Source organism: Variovorax paradoxus, from assembly GCF_029919115.1.
Taxonomy (GTDB): Bacteria; Pseudomonadota; Gammaproteobacteria; order Burkholderiales; family Burkholderiaceae_C; genus Variovorax; species Variovorax paradoxus_O.
Genome location: NZ_CP123990.1, coordinates 3,170,489 through 3,190,657, shown reverse-complemented (window position 1 = coordinate 3,190,657; position 20,169 = coordinate 3,170,489). Strand labels below are relative to the sequence as shown.

Annotated in this window: 20 protein-coding genes; 7 read left to right on the top strand and 13 right to left on the bottom strand. The window is 67.5% G+C overall.

What is annotated here, in order from left to right:
- Window positions 1-16: 16 nt before the first annotated feature.
- The gene (locus QHG62_RS15455) at window positions 17-1,714 is read left to right on the top strand and encodes an FMN-binding glutamate synthase family protein (RefSeq protein WP_281146514.1); all 1,698 of its coding nucleotides are present in this window, start codon (window positions 17-19) and stop codon (window positions 1,712-1,714) included.
- The gene (locus QHG62_RS15450) at window positions 1,711-2,637 is read left to right on the top strand and encodes a hypothetical protein (protein ID WP_281146513.1); all 927 of its coding nucleotides are present in this window, start codon (window positions 1,711-1,713) and stop codon (window positions 2,635-2,637) included. The genes QHG62_RS15455 and QHG62_RS15450 overlap by 4 nt, the downstream gene beginning before the upstream one ends.
- A 13-nt stretch (window positions 2,638-2,650) precedes the next feature.
- Here the strand turns inward: QHG62_RS15450 and QHG62_RS15445 are convergent, their stop codons facing one another.
- The gene (locus tag QHG62_RS15445; RefSeq protein WP_281146512.1) at window positions 2,651-3,166 is read right to left on the bottom strand and encodes a putative toxin-antitoxin system toxin component, PIN family; all 516 of its coding nucleotides are present in this window, start codon (window positions 3,164-3,166) and stop codon (window positions 2,651-2,653) included.
- A 46-nt stretch (window positions 3,167-3,212) separates the two neighbouring features.
- Here QHG62_RS15445 and QHG62_RS15440 point away from each other — a divergent pair, with 46 nt between their 5' ends.
- A complete protein-coding gene (locus QHG62_RS15440) occupies window positions 3,213-3,635 on the top strand; it encodes a surface-adhesin E family protein (protein WP_281146511.1) in 423 nt (140 codons plus the stop codon).
- A gap of 25 nt (window positions 3,636-3,660) precedes the next feature.
- Here the strand turns inward: QHG62_RS15440 and QHG62_RS15435 are convergent, their stop codons facing one another.
- The gene (locus QHG62_RS15435) at window positions 3,661-4,911 is read right to left on the bottom strand and encodes a THUMP domain-containing class I SAM-dependent RNA methyltransferase (RefSeq protein WP_281146510.1); all 1,251 of its coding nucleotides are present in this window, start codon (window positions 4,909-4,911) and stop codon (window positions 3,661-3,663) included.
- Between the two features lie 123 nt (window positions 4,912-5,034).
- Here QHG62_RS15435 and QHG62_RS15430 point away from each other — a divergent pair, with 123 nt between their 5' ends.
- The 3 genes from QHG62_RS15430 to QHG62_RS15420 are packed head-to-tail and all read left to right on the top strand — an operon-like array spanning window position 5,035 to window position 6,931.
- Window positions 5,035-5,664: a cytochrome b gene (locus tag QHG62_RS15430; RefSeq protein ID WP_281146509.1), complete on the top strand. Its 630-nt coding sequence runs from the start codon at window positions 5,035-5,037 to the stop codon at window positions 5,662-5,664.
- Window positions 5,661-6,239 carry a YceI family protein gene (locus QHG62_RS15425; RefSeq protein WP_281146508.1) on the top strand — a complete coding sequence of 193 codons (579 nt, stop codon included), beginning with the start codon at window positions 5,661-5,663 and terminating at the stop codon, window positions 6,237-6,239. Before QHG62_RS15430 ends, QHG62_RS15425 begins: the two co-directional genes overlap by 4 nt.
- A 59-nt stretch (window positions 6,240-6,298) precedes the next feature.
- Window positions 6,299-6,931, top strand: coding sequence for a YceI family protein (locus QHG62_RS15420; RefSeq protein WP_281146507.1), 633 nt, complete (start codon window positions 6,299-6,301; stop codon window positions 6,929-6,931).
- Between the two features lie 20 nt (window positions 6,932-6,951).
- On the opposite strand, the gene QHG62_RS15415 is transcribed toward QHG62_RS15420, so the two are convergent.
- From QHG62_RS15415 to argS, 7 genes are all read right to left on the bottom strand, one after another.
- Window positions 6,952-8,556: a phospholipase D family protein gene (locus QHG62_RS15415; RefSeq protein WP_281146506.1), complete on the bottom strand. Its 1,605-nt coding sequence runs from the start codon at window positions 8,554-8,556 to the stop codon at window positions 6,952-6,954.
- A 9-nt stretch (window positions 8,557-8,565) separates the two neighbouring features.
- Window positions 8,566-10,155, bottom strand: a complete 1,590-nt coding sequence (gene rpoN / locus QHG62_RS15410; protein ID WP_281146505.1) for an RNA polymerase factor sigma-54 — start codon at window positions 10,153-10,155, stop codon at window positions 8,566-8,568.
- Window positions 10,156-10,172: 17 nt separating this feature from the next.
- Window positions 10,173-10,967 (bottom strand): LPS export ABC transporter ATP-binding protein, encoded by a 795-nt coding sequence (gene lptB / locus QHG62_RS15405; protein WP_281146504.1) that lies wholly within the window; start codon window positions 10,965-10,967, stop codon window positions 10,173-10,175.
- Complete coding sequence (lptA, locus tag QHG62_RS15400; RefSeq protein WP_281146503.1) at window positions 10,964-11,686, bottom strand: lipopolysaccharide transport periplasmic protein LptA; 723 nt, start codon at window positions 11,684-11,686, stop codon at window positions 10,964-10,966. The genes lptB and lptA overlap by 4 nt, the downstream gene beginning before the upstream one ends.
- 153 nt (window positions 11,687-11,839) lie before the next feature.
- Entirely contained in the window at window positions 11,840-12,487 is a 648-nt protein-coding gene (locus QHG62_RS15395; protein ID WP_281146502.1) for a thiol:disulfide interchange protein DsbA/DsbL, read from the bottom strand.
- Between the two features lie 163 nt (window positions 12,488-12,650).
- Window positions 12,651-13,397: an SPOR domain-containing protein gene (locus QHG62_RS15390; RefSeq protein ID WP_281146501.1), complete on the bottom strand. Its 747-nt coding sequence runs from the start codon at window positions 13,395-13,397 to the stop codon at window positions 12,651-12,653.
- 7 nt (window positions 13,398-13,404) lie between these two features.
- Window positions 13,405-15,090, bottom strand: a complete 1,686-nt coding sequence (gene argS, locus QHG62_RS15385) for an arginine--tRNA ligase (RefSeq protein ID WP_281146500.1) — start codon at window positions 15,088-15,090, stop codon at window positions 13,405-13,407.
- A 131-nt stretch (window positions 15,091-15,221) separates the two neighbouring features.
- On the opposite strand from argS, the gene QHG62_RS15380 reads away from it, so the two are divergent.
- A complete protein-coding gene (locus tag QHG62_RS15380; RefSeq protein WP_281146499.1) occupies window positions 15,222-15,602 on the top strand; it encodes a PsiF family protein in 381 nt (126 codons plus the stop codon).
- Between the two features lie 64 nt (window positions 15,603-15,666).
- Here QHG62_RS15380 and QHG62_RS15375 read toward each other — a convergent pair whose 3' ends face one another.
- The 4 genes from QHG62_RS15375 to QHG62_RS15360 all read right to left on the bottom strand — a co-directional run bounded on the left by QHG62_RS15375 (window position 15,667) and on the right by QHG62_RS15360 (window position 20,156).
- Window positions 15,667-17,700, bottom strand: coding sequence for a spermidine synthase (locus QHG62_RS15375; protein WP_281146498.1), 2,034 nt, complete (start codon window positions 17,698-17,700; stop codon window positions 15,667-15,669).
- 7 nt (window positions 17,701-17,707) lie between these two features.
- On the bottom strand, window positions 17,708-18,160 hold the full coding sequence (locus tag QHG62_RS15370) for a DUF2214 family protein (RefSeq protein ID WP_281146497.1): 453 nt from the start codon (window positions 18,158-18,160) through the stop codon (window positions 17,708-17,710).
- A gap of 64 nt (window positions 18,161-18,224) precedes the next feature.
- Window positions 18,225-19,157, bottom strand: coding sequence for a LysR family transcriptional regulator (locus QHG62_RS15365; RefSeq protein WP_281146496.1), 933 nt, complete (start codon window positions 19,155-19,157; stop codon window positions 18,225-18,227).
- Between the two features lie 54 nt (window positions 19,158-19,211).
- Window positions 19,212-20,156 (bottom strand): SMP-30/gluconolactonase/LRE family protein, encoded by a 945-nt coding sequence (locus tag QHG62_RS15360; RefSeq protein WP_281146495.1) that lies wholly within the window; start codon window positions 20,154-20,156, stop codon window positions 19,212-19,214.
- Window positions 20,157-20,169 lie beyond the last annotated feature (13 nt).

The window sequence follows — 20,169 nt, the reverse complement described above, 5'->3', positions numbered from 1 at the left end:
GCAGTCATTTCACCCCATGTCCACGATTATTCCGTTTCCGACGCGTTACAGCGCCTTTGCCCTGTGCGTGGCGGGCCTCGTTGCCAGCCTGGCCGCCGTTCTGGTCTCCCCGCACCTTTGGTTTGCCTGGGTGGCGCTGGTGGTTTTCGGGGCGCTCAGCGCCACCGGCGTGCACGACTTGCGGCAAACACGCCATGCCATCCTGCGCAACTACCCGGTCATTGGCCACCTGCGCTTTCTGCTGGAATTCATCCGGCCGGAAATGCGGCAGTACTTCATCGAAAGCGACTCCGAGGCCGCGCCGTTCTCGCGTGCACAACGTTCGCTGGTATACCAGCGAGCCAAGGGCGACCCCGACAACCGGCCCTTCGGCACGCAGCTCGACGTGACCATTGCGGGCTACGAGTGGATCAACCACTCGATGCAGCCGACCAAGCTGGACAACCACGACTTCCGCATCGTGATCGGCGGCACGCCGCAGCCGGCGGAGGCCAACCCGGCCCAGGTTTGCACGCAGCCTTACAGCGCGAGCGTGTTCAACATCTCGGCAATGAGCTTCGGCGCACTGTCCGCCAATGCCATCCTCGCCCTTAACCAGGGCGCCAAGATGGGCGGCTTTGCGCACGACACCGGCGAGGGCTCCATTTCGCAGCACCACCGCGTGCACGGCGGCGACCTGATCTGGGAAATAGGCTCGGGCTACTTCGGCTGCCGCAACGACGACGGTACCTTCAACGCCGAGCGCTTCAGCGCCAATGCGCGCGACCCGCAGGTGAAGATGATCGAGATCAAGCTGAGCCAGGGCGCCAAGCCCGGGCACGGCGGTGTGCTTCCGGCACCCAAGGTCACGCCCGAAATTGCGGCAGCGCGCGGCGTGCGGGTGGCGGTCGACTGCATCTCGCCCTCTTCGCACAGTGCGTTCACCACGCCCATCGAGATGATGCATTTCATCGCCAGGCTGCGCGAGCTTTCGGGCGGCAAGCCCACGGGCTTCAAGTTCTGCCTGGGCCACCCGTGGGAGTGGTTCGCCATCGTCAAGGCCATGCAGGCGACCGGCATCACGCCCGACTTCATCGTGGTCGACGGTGCCGAGGGCGGCACGGGCGCCGCGCCGGTGGAGTTCAGCGACCATGTGGGCGCGCCGCTGCAGGAAGGCCTGCTGCTGGTGCACAACACGCTTATCGGCGTGAACCTGCGCCACCGCATCAAGCTGGGCTGCGCGGGCAAGGTGATCACGGCCTTCGACGTCGCCCGCATGATGGCGCTGGGCGCCGACTGGTGCAATGCGGCGCGCGGCTTCATGATGGCGCTGGGCTGCATCCAGGCGCAAAGCTGCCACACGGGCCATTGCCCCACCGGCGTGACCACGCAAGACCCGGTGCGCCAGCAGGCGCTGGTGGTGCCGGCCAAGGCCGACCGGGTACGCAACTTTCACCGCAGCACCCTGCATGCGCTGCAGGAGCTGGTGCAGGCCGCGGGCCTCGACCATCCGCAGCAGATCACCGCGCACCACATCGTGCGGCGCATCTCCGACACCGAGGTGCGCCTCTTGAGCAACCTGGTCATGCAGGTGCAGCCGGGCGCCCTGCTCGGCCCGCTCGACAAGCAGCACAACGTGTTCCGAACCTACTGGCCGCTGGCCAGCGCCGAGAGCTTCCAGCCCGTGACACAGGGGCCGCACGGCCTGGTGTCGAGTCTCGCGCTTGCCGCATGAACCCCTTGCGACGCGGCGGGTCGGCGCGATTGCAAAGCGCCAAGGGTGCGGCCTCGGCGCCTGCGCCGCTGGACACGCAGCCTTTTGTGCCGGGGCCGGGCGACTACGCCGAGTTCTTGCGCGCGGCCTTGCCCAAGCAGCAGAAAAACGTGGCCAGCCACCGGCTGGGCAGCGAACGCGTGTGGCTCAAGAAGGCCGGTCCGCGCCACGGCAAATGGGGCTACCGCGTGATGGCTGCGGTCGCGCGCATGGCGCGGCTGGACATCATCAAGCCGGTGCCCAATCCGGGTGGCGAGGCGGCCATTGCCACCGAGGCCCGGCGCCTCCGCCAACTGGCGGCCGCGGGCCTTCGCGTGCCCGCGGTGCTGGCGCAGCAGCCCGACGGCCTGCTGATTTCCGACCTGGGCCAAAGCGGCCGCAACACCGTGGTGCTGCAGGAAAAGCTCGACCAGGCCGCCTCGGCCGGGCCGGCCGCGCTGCTGGCCGTGTGGCGCGAGGGGCTGGCCGCCATTGCCAGGGTGCATGTGCACGGCCAGCACCTGAGCCAGGCTTTCGACCGCAACCTGGTGCAGTGCCCCGACGGGGTCATCGGCTACATCGACTTCGAGGACGACCCTTCCGAAGTCATGACGCTGGCCGAATGCCAGGCGCGCGACTGGCTCAGCTACCTGCACTCCACGGCCATGATGCTCGAGGCCGCAGCGCCCGAAGCTGCCGGCGTGCACTGGCACGCCGCGCTGGCAGAGGTAGGCGATGAAGTTCGCGCGCGCATCGCCGAGGCGGCCCGGCGCATGAAGTGGGCGCAGCGCCTGCCCGCCAGCCGCCGCTGGGGCCGCGACACGCAGCGCGTGCGCGCGGTGGCCCGGCTCCTGGGGCGGTGGCACGGCGCCGGGGCGGCTTCTTCGGGCAGCCGCAGGTCCTAGTGGGTTCTAGCCGCTAGAACGCCAGCACCGCCTGCACCACCACGCCTTGCGCAGCGAGCCGCTTGCGCATCGTCAGCACGGCCTGGTCCTTGCTGAGCAGCCTTGCCCGCCGGGCGACCGCCAGGTCGATGAAGACCTGGTCGTCCGGGTCCTTGCACACGCACGGTGCGCGCGGAGGCGTTTCGGCAACCAGTAGCACGCGCTCATCGAAAGCCGCCAGAACGCCCTGGGGGGCGATGCCCCGGCGCGCCAGGCGGGCTGCAATAAGCGGATAGCCGAGCACCCGCTCGAGCTCGTCGCGCATGGAAGCGGTGGCCAGCCAGCGCAGCTCGCTGGCGGCAAGGGCTGCGGCCAGCGGCAGGCAATCGGGGTTGTCGAACACCAGCAGGTCGAGCGCGATGTTGGTGTCGATCACCACGAAGGCGCCGGGCGCGGCGTTTGCTTCTGCCGGAGAAATGGAAATTTGTGCGTTTGGAATAACCCCGATGTTGCACCATGCGCTATCGCAAACGCAAACGGTGCAGTCCATTCACAATCTGCTCGCCGACCGTGCGCGGTGCCCTCCAACCCTGACCATGAAACGACTTTCCCTGCTGCTGCTCGCCCTTTGCACCGGTCCGCTCGCCCATGCGGAATGGCTCACCCTGGCGGGTTCGCCCGGGGAAGCGGCCAACACCTATGTGCAGGTCGACCCGACCAGCGTGGTGGTCGATGGGAGCAAGCGCCTGGTGGCGGTGCGGATCAGCCTGGCCGAGCCCCGAGCAGGCCAGGACGGCCTCAAGTTCCGGTCTGTCACGGCAAAGGCGAGCGTCGATTGCGAAGCCCGCAAGGCGCGCTATGCGAGCGCCACCTACTTCGCCGAGCCGAACTTCGTCGGGCCGCCGTTGGCTGTGCGCGAGTTCGACGAAGGCGACGTTCGTCCGATGAATTTTGCCGGCCTGCCGGGCGACCTGGCAGCGCGAACGGTGAACGCGGCATGCGGCGTGGGCGCCAAGTAGCCCCCACGGCGCCGCCTGGCCGCGGCTACTTCCGGGCCGAACCCGCCACCATGTCGAAACGGAACAACCGGCACTCGATGGGGCCGTTCCACATGGGCACGCGGCGCGACTCCTTGAGCCGCATCTGCCGGGGCAGCTTCAGGTCGGGCGTGAGCACCCAGGCGGTCCAGCCGGCGTAGTTTTTCTTCCAGTGCGTGGCAAGCTGCGGAAAGAACTCACCGCCGTCACCGCCTTGGCCACCTTCGCCGCCTGCTGAACTGCCGGGCGTCTGTGCGGCTTCGCGGGCGCCGAAGCGCGCGACCCCGCCCACCTCGATCCGCTCGCCGTACGGCGGGTTGAGCATGATCACGCCGCCCTCGGCCGGCGGCATGCGCTGCAGCGCGTCGCCGCCGCGGAATTCGATGGCGTCGGCAACACCGGCGCGTTCCGCGTTGCGCTCGGCAAAGTCGACCATGCGGTGCGAAACGTCGGAGCCGAAGATCGCAACCTCGCGCACGGGCGCAGTCGACTGGGCAGCCTTCTTGATGGCATCCCACACGTGCGCCTGGAACGGCAGCAGCTTTTCGAAGCCGAAGCGCCGCAGCGACCCCGCCGGAATGCCGCGCGCGATTTGCGCCGCCTCGATCGCAATGGTGCCGCTGCCGCAGCACGGGTCGTAAAGCGGTTCGGCGGCCACCGCGCCGGTTTCGGGATTCCACCAGCCGCTGGCGGCCAGCATGGCGGCGGCCAGGGTTTCTTTAAGGGGTGCATCGCCCTTGTCCTGCCGCCAGCCGCGCTTGAAGAGCGGCTCGCCCGACGTATCGATGTAGAGCGTGCAGTGGTCGGTGGTCAGGTGGGCGAACACGCGGCAGTCGGGCCACTGCGTTTCGATGCTCGGGCGCACGCCGTTGGCCTTGGCGCGAAAACGGTCGGCAATGGCGTCCTTGATGCGCAGCGTTGCAAAGTTCAGGCTCTGCAGCGGGCTGTGCTGGGCCGTGGTCTCGATCTTGAAAGTCTGCCTGGGCGTGAACCAGATCTCCCAGGCCACGCCGCTTGCGATGGCGTACAGGTCGTTTTCGCTGCGATACGGTGCGTGGGCCAGTTCGACCAGCACGCGCTGCGCGAGGCGGCTGTGCAGATTGAGCTTGAGCGCGTCGCGCCACTCGGCGCGCACCCGCACGCCGCCGCGCAGCGTGAGCAGGTCTTGCCCCACGCGGCCGGTGAGCGCATGGACTTCCTGCGCCAGGAGTTCCTCGACGCCGGCGGCGCAAGGCAGGAAAAGGGAGAGATCGTTCACAAGGGGTCCGCCATCGTCATCGGCTGCTGGGAAACGCCATTGTCGCCGCGCTTGGCACGGCTCGTGCGGTGCCTTCGTCTCTTCCGATATATGCTCCGCGCACAGGCCGCTGGTCCTGCTTCGATGCCCGCCGACACACCCCTACCTTCCGCCCCAGCCGCAGCTGCCCATGCACGCCTGCCCGCCCCGCAGGAACCGCGCTACGGCCCGGTTGCCATCACGCTGCACTGGCTGCTTGCGGCAATGATCGTCGCCTCGCTCGGCGTGGGCCTCTACATGACCGGCCTGCCGCTCTCGCCCGCCCGCATCAAGCTCTACAACTGGCACAAATGGGCCGGCGTGACCATCCTCCTGCTGTCGGCCTTGCGGCTGCTCTGGCGGCTGCGCCACGCCCCGCCGCCGCTGCCGGCATCCTCGGCGGCGGCCATGCCGAGCTGGCAACGCGCCGGCTACCTGGCGAGCCACGCGCTGATGTACCTGCTGTTTATTGCGGTGCCGCTGTTCGGCTGGGCCTACAGTTCGGCCATGGGTTTTCCGGTCGTGTGGTTCGGCCTGCTGCCGCTGCCCGACTTCATGCCGGTGGACAAGGAACTGGCCGAGGCCGTGCTGAAGCCCCTGCACAAGGGCGGCGCGTTCACGCTGGCCGCCCTGGCGCTGCTGCACGTGGCGGCAGTGCTCAAGCACCACTGGATCGACCGCGACGGCATCTTGAAACGCATGTGGCCCGCGCCACGCAAGGAATCTTCCCAATGAAGCGCATTCTTCGCTTGTTCCTTGCGGCCGCGGCGCTCGCCGCCCTGGCGCCCGCGGGCGCCGAGCCGGCGGGGCCGGTCCGGCTCGTGGCCGACAAAAGCCAGATCGCCTTCGTCAGCAAGCAGATGGGCGTGCCCGTGGAGGGCACTTTCAAGAAGTTCGACGCGCAGGTGGCCTTCGATCCAAGAAAGCCCGAGGGCGGCACCGTCGCGCTGCAGATCGACACGGGGAGCGCATCGCTCGGCGTGCCGATGAGCGATGCCGAACTGCCCAAGCCGCCGTGGTTCGACACCGCGCATTTTCCGCAGGCCAGCTTCCAGTCGAACGCCATCAAGGCACTGGGCGACGGCCGGTTCGAGATGGCGGGCAAGCTCACCATCAAGAACATTGCCCGGCAGGTCACCGTGCCGGTCTCCATCGCGCCGGCCGGCGGCTACGCGGTGGCCACCGGAAGCTTTACGATCCAGCGGCTCGACTACAAGGTGGGCGACGGCGAATGGACCGACACCTCGGTGGTCGGCAACGACGTGCAGGTTCGCTTCAAGTTCACGCTCGCGGGCCTTAGTCCGCTTTGAGCAGCCGTTTCTTCTTCCCAAACCGTTTTTTTCACGAGCACGCCCCACGCCCCTTTGCCATGAAGAAGCTCTCCATTGCTGCCGCGCTTTCTGCCGCGGTTCTTGCCGCTCCGGCCCTTGCGCAGGAATACACCGCGCCACCCGTGGCCGCCAAGCCCGCGGGCGGCCCGGTCAAGAATGCCAGCTACGTGATCGACCCGACCCACACCTTCGTGATGTACGAAATGGGGCACTACGGCACCACCACCAACCGCGGGCGCTTCAGCACCAAGGACGGCACGGTGCAGATCGACGCCGCCGGCACCAGCGGCAAGGTCGACATCACCATGGACATCAGCTCCATCAACACCGGCGTCGACCTGCTCAACCGCCATGTGCAAAGCAAGGACTTCTTCAACGTGGCCGAGTTTCCGACCGGCCGCTTCGTGGCGGACCGCATCGATTTCAACGGCGACAAGGTGGCCGACGTGCCGGGCACGCTCACGCTGATGGGGCAGACCAAGCCGGTCACGCTGAAGGCCGTGCGCTTCAACTGCTACCTGAATCCGCTCATCAACCGCCAGGTCTGCGGCGGCGATTTCGAGACCACGGTGCAGCGCAGCGACTGGGGCATCACCTGGGGCCTGAACTTCGGCTTCGAGAACAAGGTGAAGCTGCTGGTGCAGGTCGAAGCGGTCAACGTGCAGCAATAAAGGCAGACCCGGGAGGCGGGCTACAGCAGGCTCTCGGGCGTCAGCGGCGCCAGCAGTTCGAGCATCGCGCGGCCCCAGAAATCGGAGTCGGGCTCCTCGTTCAGCACCGTGGTCTTGCCGGCCTCCTCGCTGATCCACTCGATGCGCGACTTGCTGCCGTCCCCGGCAAAGCGCAGCCGGTAGGCGCCCTGCTGCTTGAGCACGTCGATGAGCTTGAGCGCCTGCTGCGCCATCTCGGGGCTGCGGATGAAAAGGCCGATTTCGGTGTTGTGCGTTTCGGAGCGCGGATCGAAGTTCATCGAGCCGACGAAAAGTATTTGCCGATCGATCACCGCCGACTTGGCATGCAGCCGGCCCACGGAGGTGCCGAAGAGCCCCAGCCGCACGCTGCGGCGGGTGCGCGTGGTGCTCAGTTCGTACAGGTCGGCCCCCAGCTCCAGCATGTCGGGCCGGTAGCGGCGGTAGGCGGTGTGCACCAGCGGCTCGTCGGTGGCAGCCAGCGAATTGGTGACCACGCTGATCTTCACGTTGCGCCGGCGAATCTCGCGCATCACCTCAAGGCCGGCCTCGCCTGGGATCAGGTAGGGCGAGACGATGGTCACTTCGGAGCGCGCGCGCCGCATCTGCTCGACCACGTTGTAGCGCACGCTGTCGACGTCGAGCAGCGGCACGCCGCCGTACGACGCGGTCTTGCCGATCACGCGGTCGGGCGAATCGGCATAGGCCTCGGCAAGGGCCCAGATCAGGCCGAGCTTGCCGGCGGCAAGGTCTTCGGCGATCGGGCTGTAGCCGAGCAGATCGTTGGGCGCGGGTCGGGGCGGCGGCGGCGTGGTGTCGGGGCCGGTGGCGGCTTCGAAGCGCTTTTGGAGTTCTTCAGGCGCGAGGCCGGTGGGCACCACCGACTGGATCGGCCGCACGTAGGGGCTGTTCCAGTATTGGTCGAACAGGGTGCCGAGGCGCGGCACCAGCGCGCCGGTCACGAAAGTGTCGAGGTCGAGAAAATTCTCGCCCGCGGTGCGCCTGAAATACTGGTTGCCGATGTTGCGCCCGCCCGCCACGGCCATGGCGCCGTCGGCAATGAAGAGCTTGTTGTGCATGCGCCGGTTGACGCGGCTGAAGTCGAACAGCGAGGCGGTGAAGCGCTTGAGCAGGCTGGCGCGCCCGGCGGGAAACGGATTGAACAGGCGCAGCTCGACGTTCGGCGTGGCGGCAAGCCCCAGCAGCAGGTCGTCCTCGCCCGAGGTGTAGAGGTCGTCCATCAAGAGGCGCACGCGCACGCCGCGCACCGCCGCGTCGCGCAGGGTGCGCAGCAGGTAGCGGCCGGTTTCGTCGTTCTCGATCTGGTAGTACTGCACGTCGAGCGTGCGCTGGGCGCGGCGCGCGAGCTGTATGCGCGTGTCGAAGGCAAAGTCGCCGCCCGGCATCAATCGAAAGCCGCTCAGGTCGGGGGCGGGCTGCGAAGCCAGCGCGATCTTGCCGAGCGCGGTGTCGGCCGATACCGCCATGGCCTTGGTGGGCGCGCGCGGCGCCTCGTCGGGCAAGGTGGCGCAGCCGCCGATCAGCAGTGCAGCCGCCGTGGCCAGAAGCCATTGCCCACAGCGCGACGGCAAGCGGCGGCGGGCCATTGCGGCTTTCTACAGCGCCTTGCGAAGGTTGGCGGGGGCGATGCGCAGGGCTTCGCGGTACTTGGCCACCGTGCGCCGCGCGCATTCGATGCCCTGCTCTTTCAGCATCTCGGAAATCTGGCTGTCCGACAGCGGCTTCTTGATGCTTTCGGAGCTCACGAACTGCTTGATCAGCGCGCGCACGGCGGTGCTCGACGCATTGCCGCCGGTCTCGGTGCCGAGCGCGGAGCCAAAGAAATACTTGAGCTCGACCGTGCCGAAGGGCGTGGCCATGTACTTGGCCGTGGTCACGCGAGAGATGGTCGATTCGTGCAGGCCGAGCTCGTCGGCAATCTCGCGCAGCACCAGCGGCCGCATGGCAAGCTCGCCGTGCACGAAGTAGCTCTTCTGCCGCTCGACGATGGCATTGCTCACGCGCAGGATGGTGTCGAAGCGCTGCTGTATGTTCTTGATGAACCAGCGCGCTTCCTGCAGCCGCTGCGACAGGGCCTGGCTGCCTTCGCCCTTGTGCGACTTGAGCGCGCCGGCATAGATGTCGTGCACGCGCAGGCGCGGCATGACCTCTGGGTTGAGCATGACGCGGAACTTGACGTTGGTGCCGCGGCCGACCTTGGTAACGATGACGTCGGGAATCACGATGTTGCGCTCGACGTCGACAAAGCGGCGGCCCGGCTTGGGCTCGAGGCGCGAGATGACCTGCAGCGCCGAGCGCACCAGGTCTTCGTTGGTGCGGGTGAGCGTGGCCAGGCGCTTGAAGTCGCGCCGCGCGAGCAGTTCCATCGGCTGCTTGCAGATGGCGATGGCGGTCTTGCGGACCAGCGCCTGCTCTTCGGTTTCGTCCTTGCCGGCCAGGGCGCGCAGCTGGATGCTCAGGCATTCGCCCAAGTCTCGCGCGCCGACGCCGGCGGGCTCCAGGCTTTGGAGCAGGCCGAGCGCCACCTGGAAGTGGTGGACCAGTTCGTCGAACTGGTCGTTGTCGTCGCCTGCAAGGCCCGAGGCCAGGGCGGGCAGCGAATCTTCGAGGTAGCCGTCGTCGTTCAGCGATTCGATCAGGAAGCGCAGCGCGGCACTGTCGTTCTCGTTCAGGCGCAGGCTGAGCGCCTGACGGTGCAGGAAGGACTGCAGCGACTCCTGGCTGCGCGCGAGTTCGGTGGCGTCGGCGCGCTCGTCGTCGCCAAGGTTGTTTTGCCGCGCGGGCGCGTCGCCGCCCCACTCGCTGTCGTCCGGGGCCATGTCGACGGTGCCGTCGCCTTCCCAGTCGGGCTCGCGCTCGGCAATGTCGGCGGCGGGGGTGTCGGCCTCGGTGGTGGGGGTTTCGGACGCAGGGGTGGTCGCGCTGCTGGCCGGAAGCGAGGCGAATTCGCCTTCGCCGGCCTCCGCCGCTTCATCGCGCGGAGCCGGGGTGTCGACGGCGTCGAGCCCGAATTCCTCGCGCGCCGCTTCTTCCGCGGTGCGCTCGAGGAACGGGTTTTCGTCGAGCATCTGCTCCACTTCCTGGCTCAGTTCGAGCGTGGAAAGCTGCAGCAGCCGGATCGACTGCTGCAGCTGGGGCGTGAGCGCCAGGTGCTGCGAGACGCGAAGGGACAGCCCTTGCTTCATGGAGACCGACTCCTCCCTTACATCCGGAAGTGCTCGCCGAGGTACACCCTGCGTACTTCGGCGTTGTCGACGATCTCCGAGGGTGTGCCTTGTGCCAGCACATGCCCGTCGCTGATGATGAACGCGTGATCGCAGATGCCCAGCGTTTCACGCACGTTGTGGTCGGTGATGAGCACGCCGATGCCGCGCTCTTTCAGGAAGCTGATGATCCGCTGGATTTCGATCACCGCGATGGGGTCGATGCCGGCAAAGGGCTCGTCCAGCAGGATGAAGCGCGGCTGCGTGGCCAGGGCGCGGGCAATTTCGACCCGGCGCCGTTCGCCGCCCGAAAGCGCGAGCGCCGGGGAATCGCGAAGGTGGTCCACCCGCAGGTCGGCCAGCAGCCCCGAGAGGCGCTCTTCGATGCGCTGCTTGGTCAAAGGAGCTGGCTTGCCGTTGCCGTCGGGTTCGCGCTGGAGCTCGAGCACGGCGCGCACGTTTTCCTCGACGCTGAGCTTGCGGAAGATCGACGCTTCCTGCGGCAGGTAGCTCAGGCCCATGCGGGCGCGGCGGTGAATCGGCATGTGCGCGATGGGTTCGCCGTCGATGGTGATCTCGCCGGCATCGGCGCGCACCAGGCCCACGATCATGTAGAACGAGGTGGTCTTGCCGGCGCCGTTGGGGCCGAGCAGGCCCACGACCTCGCCCTTTTGCACGTCGAGCGAAACGTCCTTGACGACCTTGCGGCTGCCGTAGCTTTTTTGCAGGCCGCGCACCACCAGGCGGCTGCCCGGCGTGCCATCGGCGTTGTGGTGTCCTGCGGTTTCGATCACTTGCGCCCTTCCCCGTCGGTATCGAGGGTGGTGCTCGGGCGCAGGCCGGTTCCGGGCGCCGGCTGGGGCGCCGCGGGGGCGGGCCGTGCGCCGGCGGCGGGCGCCGGAGCGCCCGGTGCTGCTGCGGCGCTCTTGGGCGTGAGGATGGTCCTGACCCGGCCGCCCGATGGCGCATTCACCCCCGCATTCGGCGGCACGCTGGAGCCGTTGACGGTGTAGGTGTCGTTGCTCTGGTCGTAGACGATGAGCGCACCGCTGCTTTCGTCGTTGGGCGTGGCGCCGATCAGGCGACGCATGACGGCATTGCGGATGAACTTGACGTTGTCGGCGCGGCTGTCGTACTCGATGACTTCCGATTCGCCCTCGATCCACTCGTCGGGCGCGTTGCGCTTTTGCTTGTAGTAGGCCCGCTTGCCCGGCGCGGCGGTAACCACGCCGTACTGGTAGCCCTCGGCGTCCTGGCGCACGTCGATCCGCGCGCCGCGGATGATGATGGTGCCCTTGGTGACCAGCACGTTCCCGGTGAACACGCTGGTCTGCTTGAGGTCGTCGTAACGCATGGCGTCCGACTCGATGTTCATCGGCTTGGTGCGGTCGGCGGTTTCAGCCAGGGCGCCGGAGACGGCACCGGCCAGGCACAGCGCGCCAATGCAGAGGCGGGCCAGGCGGCCGGCGCAACCAAGAAGAGGAGTGGTGTTGGAGTAGGAGTGCGATGTCATAGAGGCACGAAACTTGCTCTGCATTGTATGCGGCGGATCGCGCCAGCCCGGCGCGCACAGATGAAAAAGCCCGCCAAAGCGGGCTTGACATCCATCCGGGAACACTGCGGAACCGGCATTGCCGGCACCGCTGTTTTGCCCCTGAAGGGCGGGTCAGCCCTTCTTGGCTTCGCCGATCAGGTAGTTGGTGACCTGCAGCGCCTTGGTCATGTTACCGGCCAGTTCGCCGTCCACGTACCAGCGGCCGCCCACGGCCAGCGCCGGAACCCCGGCCACCTTGTAGGCTTCGGTCAGCTGCGTGGCGCGCTTGGCCTTGCTGGCCACGCTGAACGAGGTAAACACTTCCTTGAACTTGGCGCCATCCAAGCCGTTGGCCGTGGCCCAGGCAATGATGTTGGCATCGCCGTTGACGTTCTGGCGCTGCTTGTGGATGGCGTTGAAGACCTTCGGCTGGAATTCCTCGACCTTGCCCATGGCTTCGAGCGCGTAGTACAGGCGCTGCTTGGATTCGACGTCGTTGCCCACGAAGGGCACCGGCACGCGACGGAAAGCCACTTCCTTGGGGGTCGTCTTGAGCCAGGCGTCGAGCTGCGGCTCGAAATCGTTGCAGTGCGGGCAGTTGTACGAGAAGAACTCGATCACCTCGACCTTGCCGGCGGGCGCATCGACGGGCACGCGCTTGTCGAGCACCAGGTACTCGGTGCCGGCCTTGGGCGCGCGCGCCTGGGCATGCGCCGTATTGCCAGCCAGCGAAATCAGACCGAGCGAAGTGGCGGCCAGCGAAAAGTCACGACGTTTCATTGAAAAAGTTCTCCTGTTGGGTACGGCAGACAGAGCCGGAGCGCCGCGCGGAGTTCCCGCATGCGGCATGCCCAGGGCCAATCCTGGCGGCGGCCCGTGCCGCGAAGCTTAGAGATTATTCATGACGGCTGCCGAAAGGCCGCTGCCGCCCGACAGATAAACCTCAGCGCTGCACGCGAACGAGCGCCGATTCGAGGCCGCCGCTGTCGAGCCGCTCTTTCAGGCGATCGGCGTCGTCCTTCTTGTTGAACGGGCCCGCGCGTACCCGGTAAACCGTGCGGCCTGCCTGTTCGCGCTCGGTCACCCGGGCTTCGACGCCCATCAGCGACAGCTTGGCGCGCTGGGCCTCCGCGTCGTCGGTGGTGCGGAACGCGCCAGCCTGCACAAAATACATGAACGGATCGGGGCCGGACGACGGCGCCGCGCTGCTGTTGCTGCTTGGCGCGGCGGAGGCCGTGGTGGTGCTGCCGCTGTTGCCGCCGGCCCGCGCGCGGGCCAGATCGCCCAGCGGATCGTTGGACGGCGGCAGCGGATTGGCTTCGGCCGGCACCGGCGCCGGACGCGACGGCTTGGGCGCCACGACCACCGGCACTGGCGGAGCAGGCGGTGCGGCTCCGGGTGCCACGGCCGTGTTGTCGTCGCCGGCGGGAGCCACCGGACCGGTAGCGGCCGCGGGCGGCTTGGCCGGCGTGCCGGGCTTGCCCGCGAGCGGTGCGTTCGGATCCCAGTCGCGGTTCTTGCGGGCCTCGGCTTCGTCCTGCTCGGCACCGCCGCGCTGGGTCTTGGTTACGAACGGAATCGGCACCTTGGTCACGTAGACCGCAATGCCCAGCGCGACCCCCAACCCCAGCACCAGGCCGATGATGAGGCCGATGACGATGTTGCCGCGTTGTCTGGTTGTCTTCTTCATGGTGTTTTCACATCTTGCTCGGCGCACTGACGCCGAGAATCGCGAGGCCATTGTGCAGCACCTGCGCAGTGGCGGCGACGAGCGCAAGCCGCGCAAGCTTCACCGGCTCTTCGTCGACCAGGATGCGCTCGGCGTCGTAGTAGCTGTGGTAGCTGGCGGCGAGTTCGCGCAAATAGAAAGTCACGTCGTGCGGGGCGAAATCCTTCGCCGCGGCGGTCAGCATGGCGGGGTACTTGGCAAGCAGCAGCATCAGCGCCTGCGCGGCCGGGCTTTCAAGTGGCGACAGGTCGACATTCTTGAGCGTGGCGGCGTCGCCGCCCCAGCCTGCCAGCACCGAGCAGATGCGCGCATGCGCGTACTGCACGTAGTACACCGGGTTGTCGTTGTTCTTCGTCACGGCGAGGTCGACGTCGAAGGTGTATTCGGTGTCGGGCTTGCGGCTCAAAAGGAAGAAGCGCACGGCGTCGGTGCTGGTCCATTCGATCAGGTCGCGCAGCGTGACGTAGCTGCCCGCGCGCTTGCTGATCTTGACCTCTTCGCCGCCCTTCATCACGCGCACCATGGTGTGCAGCACGTAGTCCGGGTAGCCCTCGGGAATGCCGACGCCCGCCGCCTGCAGGCCGGCGCGCACGCGGGCGATGGTCCCGTGGTGGTCGGTGCCCTGGATGTTGACCACCTTGTGGAAGCCGCGCTCCCACTTGGCGATGTGATAGGCGACGTCGGGCACGAAGTACGTGTAGGTACCGTCCTGCTTCTTCATCACGCGGTCCTTGTCGTCGCCGTAGTCGGTCGACTTGAGCCACAGCGCGCCGTCCTGCTCGTAGGTCTTGCCGGCAGCGACCAGCTTTTGCACCGCGGCCTCGACCCGGCCGCTGGTGTAGAGGCTGGACTCGAGGTAGTAGTTGTCGAAGCGCACGCGGAAGGCCTGCAGGTCGAGGTCCTGCTCGCGGCGCAGGTAAGCCACGGCAAATTCGCGGATGGAGTCGAGGTCGTCGATGTTGCCGCTCGCGGTGTATTCGCGGTCATCCGACTTGACGGTCTTCTTCGCCTTGAAGTCTTCGGCGATGTCGGCGATGTAGTCGCCGTTGTAGGCTGGGGCCTTTTCGCCGCTCGGCCATTCGGGGTCGCCGGGCTTGAAGCCGCGGGCGCGCAGCTGGGTGCTGTTGGCCAGCGTCTGGATCTGCACGCCGGCGTCGTTGTAGTAGAACTCGCGCCACACGGTGTCGCCCTGCGAGGCGCGCAGGTTGCAGATGGCGTCGCCAAGCGCCGCCTGGCGGCCGTGGCCGACGTGCAGCGGCCCGGTCGGGTTGGCCGAGACGAACTCGACCAGCACCTTTTCGCCGGTGGCGGGCTGGCGGCCGAAGGCATCGGCCGCATTCAGCACCTCGCGCACGATCTGCTGCTTGGCGGACGTCTTCAGGCGGATGTTGAGAAAGCCGGGGCCGGCAATCTCGATGGCTTCGACCCACCGGCCGAAAACGGGGGTGGCGAGCAGCGCGGCGCTGAGCTCTTCGGCCAGTTCGCGCGGCTTGCGGCCGAGCGGTTTGGCGAGTTGCATGGCCGCCGTGCTGGCGAAATCGCCATGGGCGGCGACCTTGGGCGACTCGAACGCGGCTTTGGAGCCAGCGCCGGGCGAGAGGGATTCGAGCGTGTTCGCGAGCGCCGCGAGCAGCTCCTGTTTGACCAATAGCATCTGCGGATTTTACCGGGGGCAAACCCGGGCGGCGGCGGCAACGGTCATCGAATGCATGTGTCCGCCCGTTAGGATGGGCGACCCCGGGGCGGGGCACCTGTCACAACCCAAGCTTGCAAGGACATATCACCATGAAAAAGCTCCTTTCCCTGGTTACCCTGGGCGCCTGTCTCTCCTTTGGCGCCGCACAGGCACAAGACAAGGCCCCGGCGCCGGTCGTCGTCGCTCCGGCCGCCAAACCCGCCACGCCGGCAACGCCAGCCATGCCGGCGGCCAAGGCCCCCACCGCCCAGCAAAGCAAGATGACCACCTGCAACCAGGAAGCAGGCGACAAGAAGGGCGACGAGCGCAAGGCCTTCATGAAAAGCTGCCTGAGCGCCAAGCCGGCCATGACGGCCAAGCAGACGCAGCAGCAGAAGATGAAGACCTGCAACGCGGACGACAAGGCCAAGACCCTCAAGGGCGACGCACGCAAGGCATTCATGAAGGACTGCCTCAGCGCCAAGGCCTGATACCGCCGGCCTTTCGCCGAAAAGCCCCGCACGGCCACGCGCCGGCGGGGCTTTTTCCTGGGCGTTACCTGAGCGCGCCCAAGAGGTTGTTGAAGTCGTCCGTCCAGGGGCGGTTGCTTGCCGGAAGCACGATGGGCGAAGCCGCGCCGCGCAGCGCCCCGCGCGCCAGCACACCCGGCTCGCGCGCAACCAGCACCCAGTCGGTCGAGTTGAGCCACTTCGAATCCTTGGCGTCGTCGCTCACGAGCACGGCACTCAAGCCTTTCAGCTGCGCGATTTGCGCGACCACGGGGGCAAGCTCGAGGTAGCGGTTGGACACATGAAAAGCCACGATGCCGTCGGGCTTCATGTGGCGCACGTAGACATCCATCGCCTCCGCCGTGAGCAGGTGAACCGGCACCGCGTCGCCCGAGAAAGCGTCGACCGCCAGCAGATCGAAGCCTTGCGGCGGCTCGCGCTCCAGTGCCAGCCGCGCGTCGCCCAGCACGCGCTCGATGTGTGCGGCGCTGTCGCGCAGAAAGGTGAACTCGCTGTCCGCCAGCTCGAATACCTGCGGATTGATCTCGTAGATGCGATAGGCGTCCCCGGCGCGGCCGTAGCTGGCGAGCGTGCCCGCCCCCAGGCCGATCAGCCCGACGCGGCGCGGCCCGGCGGGCGCGGCAGCCATGGCCCGGCCGATGCCCGAGGTGGCGCCGTAATAGGTGGTGGGCTCGCGCCGCCTGAGCGGGTCGAGAAACTGTTCGCCATGCTTGATGGAACCATGCGACAGCAGCCGCACGTAGCTTGCGGGATCGGTGCGCCGAATGTCGAAGGTGATCAGCGCACCGTAGAAATTGCGCATCAAATGGCGCGAGTTGTCCGTATCGCTGCGAATCTGCACAACCAGAAAATAGGCGCAACAGGCAGCCAAGGCCACGCCCGAAACTCGCAGCCAGGTGCGGTGGCGCAGAACCGCCACCGCCACGAGCGCCGTCAGCGCAAGCCCGATGCCCAGCTCGTAGTACGCGGGCAGCACGTGCGGCGCAACCAGCCCGACCAGTGCGCCGCCGACGGCACCACCCAGGGAGAGCATCAGGTAGAAGCGCGTGAGATAGCGCGGCGCCGGACGCAGCCTTGCGGTTTCTCCGTGCAGGAACATGCACAGCACGAACAGGCCGCCCACGTAGATCGGCAGCCCGGTGCGCACATCCGAGCCGATGTGGTGCTGCAGGCCGAAGGCGCACAGCACCAGCACGCCCGCCGCCAGCGGCAGGAAAACGCCGCGCCGGTACCAGCGGTCGCTTTCAAAACACAACACAAAGGTGAACAGGTACAGCGAGAGCGGCAATATCCACAGAAACGGAACCGCTGCGATGTTCTGGCTGATATGGTTGGTCACAGCCAGCAGCAGCCACGACGCAAGGGCCGGCAGCGACAGCCACAGCAATACGTCGGGCCAGCGCGGCGGCTTCGCTTCGTCCGCCGCCAAGGCCTGGCCCGGCCTCTCCGGCACCCCCGGCCAGCGGTATGCCACGAGCAAGGTCGTGCCCGCACACAGCACCGCGAACAGGCCGTAGCCCCACGACCATCCCTGCGCCTGCTGCAGCAGCGAGCTGCGCGGCTCGATCAGCACCGGATAGCTCAGGAGCGACAGCAGCGAGGCCAGGTTCGACAGCGAGAAGTACCGGTACACCCGCGCGCTCCAGGGCGTGCGCGCCACCCATGACTGCACCAGCGGCCCGGTGGTCGAAAGCAGAAAGTACGGAAGGCCGATCGTCGCGAGCAGCAGGCCCAGGATCAGCCACGTGGGGTCTTCGGCGCCCGTGGGCTTCCAGCGCGCGGCCACCACCAGCGGCAGGAAGGCCAGGCTCGCAAGCAGGAGGCCCACATGCAATGCGGCCTGCATTCGCACACGGAGGTGGCGCGTCACCCAGTCCGAGTAGGCATAGCCCGCGAGCAGCACGGCCTGGAAGAACACCATGCAGATCGACCACACGGCGGCCGAGCCGCCGAACCAGGGCAGGATCTGCTTGGCGATGAGTGGCTGGACCAGAAACAGCAGGAACGCGCTGCTGAAGATGGTGCCGGCAAACAGGAGCTGGATGCCGGCGCGTTCCATGCCGGCCCTACTTGCCGAAGCCGCGCGCGAGGAACACGGCGACCAGCGGAATCACCGCAATCAGGTGGGCCTGCACCATCACCAGCTTGCGCGTTTTCCGCACATCGTCTTCGGCCGGCAGCGTGCCGTTGGCGCGCAGCGCCTTGCGCCAGCGAAAGTAGGTGAGCGTCGGAAAAATCGACAGCACGCCGATGATGATGAACAACCCAAGCTTCACGTGCAAGAGCGGGTTGGTCCAGTACCAGGCCGTGCCCTTCACGCCCCACACCGTGCGGGCAATGCCGGTCGCGAGCACCGCAATGGCGGCAATGCCGTAGACCATGTCGACCTTGGCGAGCCGCTCGACCACGGCGGCGTTGAGCCACTGCACGCGGCACAGCGCCGCTTCGCTCGAAATGAACACGACCATCGTGAGGATGGCAAGCAAGTGCAGGTAGGCAAGGATGGCTTCGAGGGTCATCGAACGGCTTTCTTCTTCAGTGGGGTTGCAAATGCTTGCGCATTGTGCCGCCGCCAGGGCGGCTTTACCCTCTTCCGCCCCAGAATTCGGGGCGTCCGTATTGCTCCTTGAGGAAATCAAGCCACAGCCGCACCCGCAGCGGCAGGTGCTTGGTGCCCGTGAACACGGCGTAGATGCCGTTGGGCGGCGCAGCGAATTCGTCGAGCAGGGGCACCAGCAAGCCCGCGTCTATCTCGGCCTCCACCTCCCAGGTGCTGCGCCAGGCGATGCCGTGGCCGGCCAGGCACCAGTCGTGCAGCACCTGGCCGTCGGAACAATCGAGCGGGCCTTCGGGGCGCAGGTAGATCAGTTCTTCGCCGCCCTCGCCCCCTTCGGCCGGCAGGCGGAAAGCCCAGCCGCGCGTCTGCGAGGCGTCGCTCGACAGCGTGAGGCAGGCAAAGCGCGACAGCTCGCCCGGGTGCTTGGGCATGCCGTGCCGGCGCACGAACTCGGGCGTGGCGACGCAGCGGCGCCGGTTGTCGGCCAGCCGCACGCTGACCAGCGACGAATCGGGCATGTCGCCCACGCGCACCGCGCAATCGAAGCTCTCGCCGCGCACGTCGACCACGCGGTCGCTGAGGTTGAGAGAGATGGTGACCTCGGGGTGCATGGCATGGAAGCGCGGCACCAGCGGCGCCACGTGGCGGCGGCCGAAGCCCGCCGGCGCAGTGACGCGCAGGTGCCCGCTGGCCTTGATGCCCCCGGCGCTCACGCTGGCTTCGGCATTGGCGAATTCGGTCAGCAGGCGCTGGCAGTCCTCGAGAAAGGCGCTGCCTTCGTGCGTGAGCGTGATGCGCCGCGTGGTGCGCACCAAGAGCTTCACGCCCAGCCTGGCCTCCAGCGCGTCGAGCCGACGGCCCATGATGGCGGGCGCAACGCCCTCGGCCTTGGCCGCGGCCGTGAGTCCGCCGCGGGTCGCCACCGAGACGAAGGATTCGAGTTGCTTCAGGCGGTCCATGGCGGCGGAACTATAGCCCGCGGCGCCTCGGGCATGGGCCGGCGCCCGCCGCCGCTATTTTCGCGCCCGCGGGTCCGAGGAGTGCGAATAGAGCGGCGCTCCACCCACCGGCAGCTCGGCTTCCAGCACGCTGCCGGTGGCCGAATCGGTGAGCACCAGTTGGCGCGTGCCCGGCCGGAAGGCAACGTTGGTCACTGTCTGACCGGCCGGGCTACGGACCAGGTGCGTGACCTCGCCGCGCGCATTGAGCACAAAGGCACCGCCCAGACTCGCATGGGCGACGACCAGCCCGCCATCGGCCGTGAGCGCGAGCCCGTCGGGCCCGCTGGTTCCAAAGAAGGTCTGCAGCGCGCCGACCTTGGAAAGGCTGCCATCGGGCAGCAGCGGCGCCCGCCAGACCTGGTTGCCGCGGGTGACCGCCACGAACAGCACCTTGCCGTCAGCGCTCGTCGACACGCCATTGGGACTGGGCGCGTTGGCGAGCAGCAGATCGAGGCGGCCATCGGCATCCCACCGGTAGACGCGGCCGGTGGGATCGTGCAGTCCGGTCTGGCCCTGGTCGGTGAAATAGAGCCGTCCTTCCAGGTCGAAGACGAGGTCGTTCACGCCCTTGAAAGATTCGCTGTTGCGGTGCCCGAGCACCGTCTCGACCGCGCCACCGGCCGCATCGAGCCGCAGGATGCCCCGCCGGTAGTCGGCGATCCAGAGGCTGCCGTCGGCGTGGATCGCCAGTCCGTTGGGCCAGCCGTCGTAGGTCGCCACGAGCTGCCATTCGAGCGACGACGGCGCGATCCTGAAGATGCGGCCGTAAGGAATATCGGTGAGGTACAGGTTCCCTGCCCGGTCGAACGCGGGGCCTTCCAGGAAGCTGTCCATCACGTGGCCGGGCTTGTTGGCGTCGACCCAGTCGGTGCGGCGCGGCGTTCGAAACACATCGGGCAGGCGCGTGAGCACACGCGCTTCGATGATCTCGGGAGGTTGGAAGCTCAGGTTCCACATGGCTGCACGATCT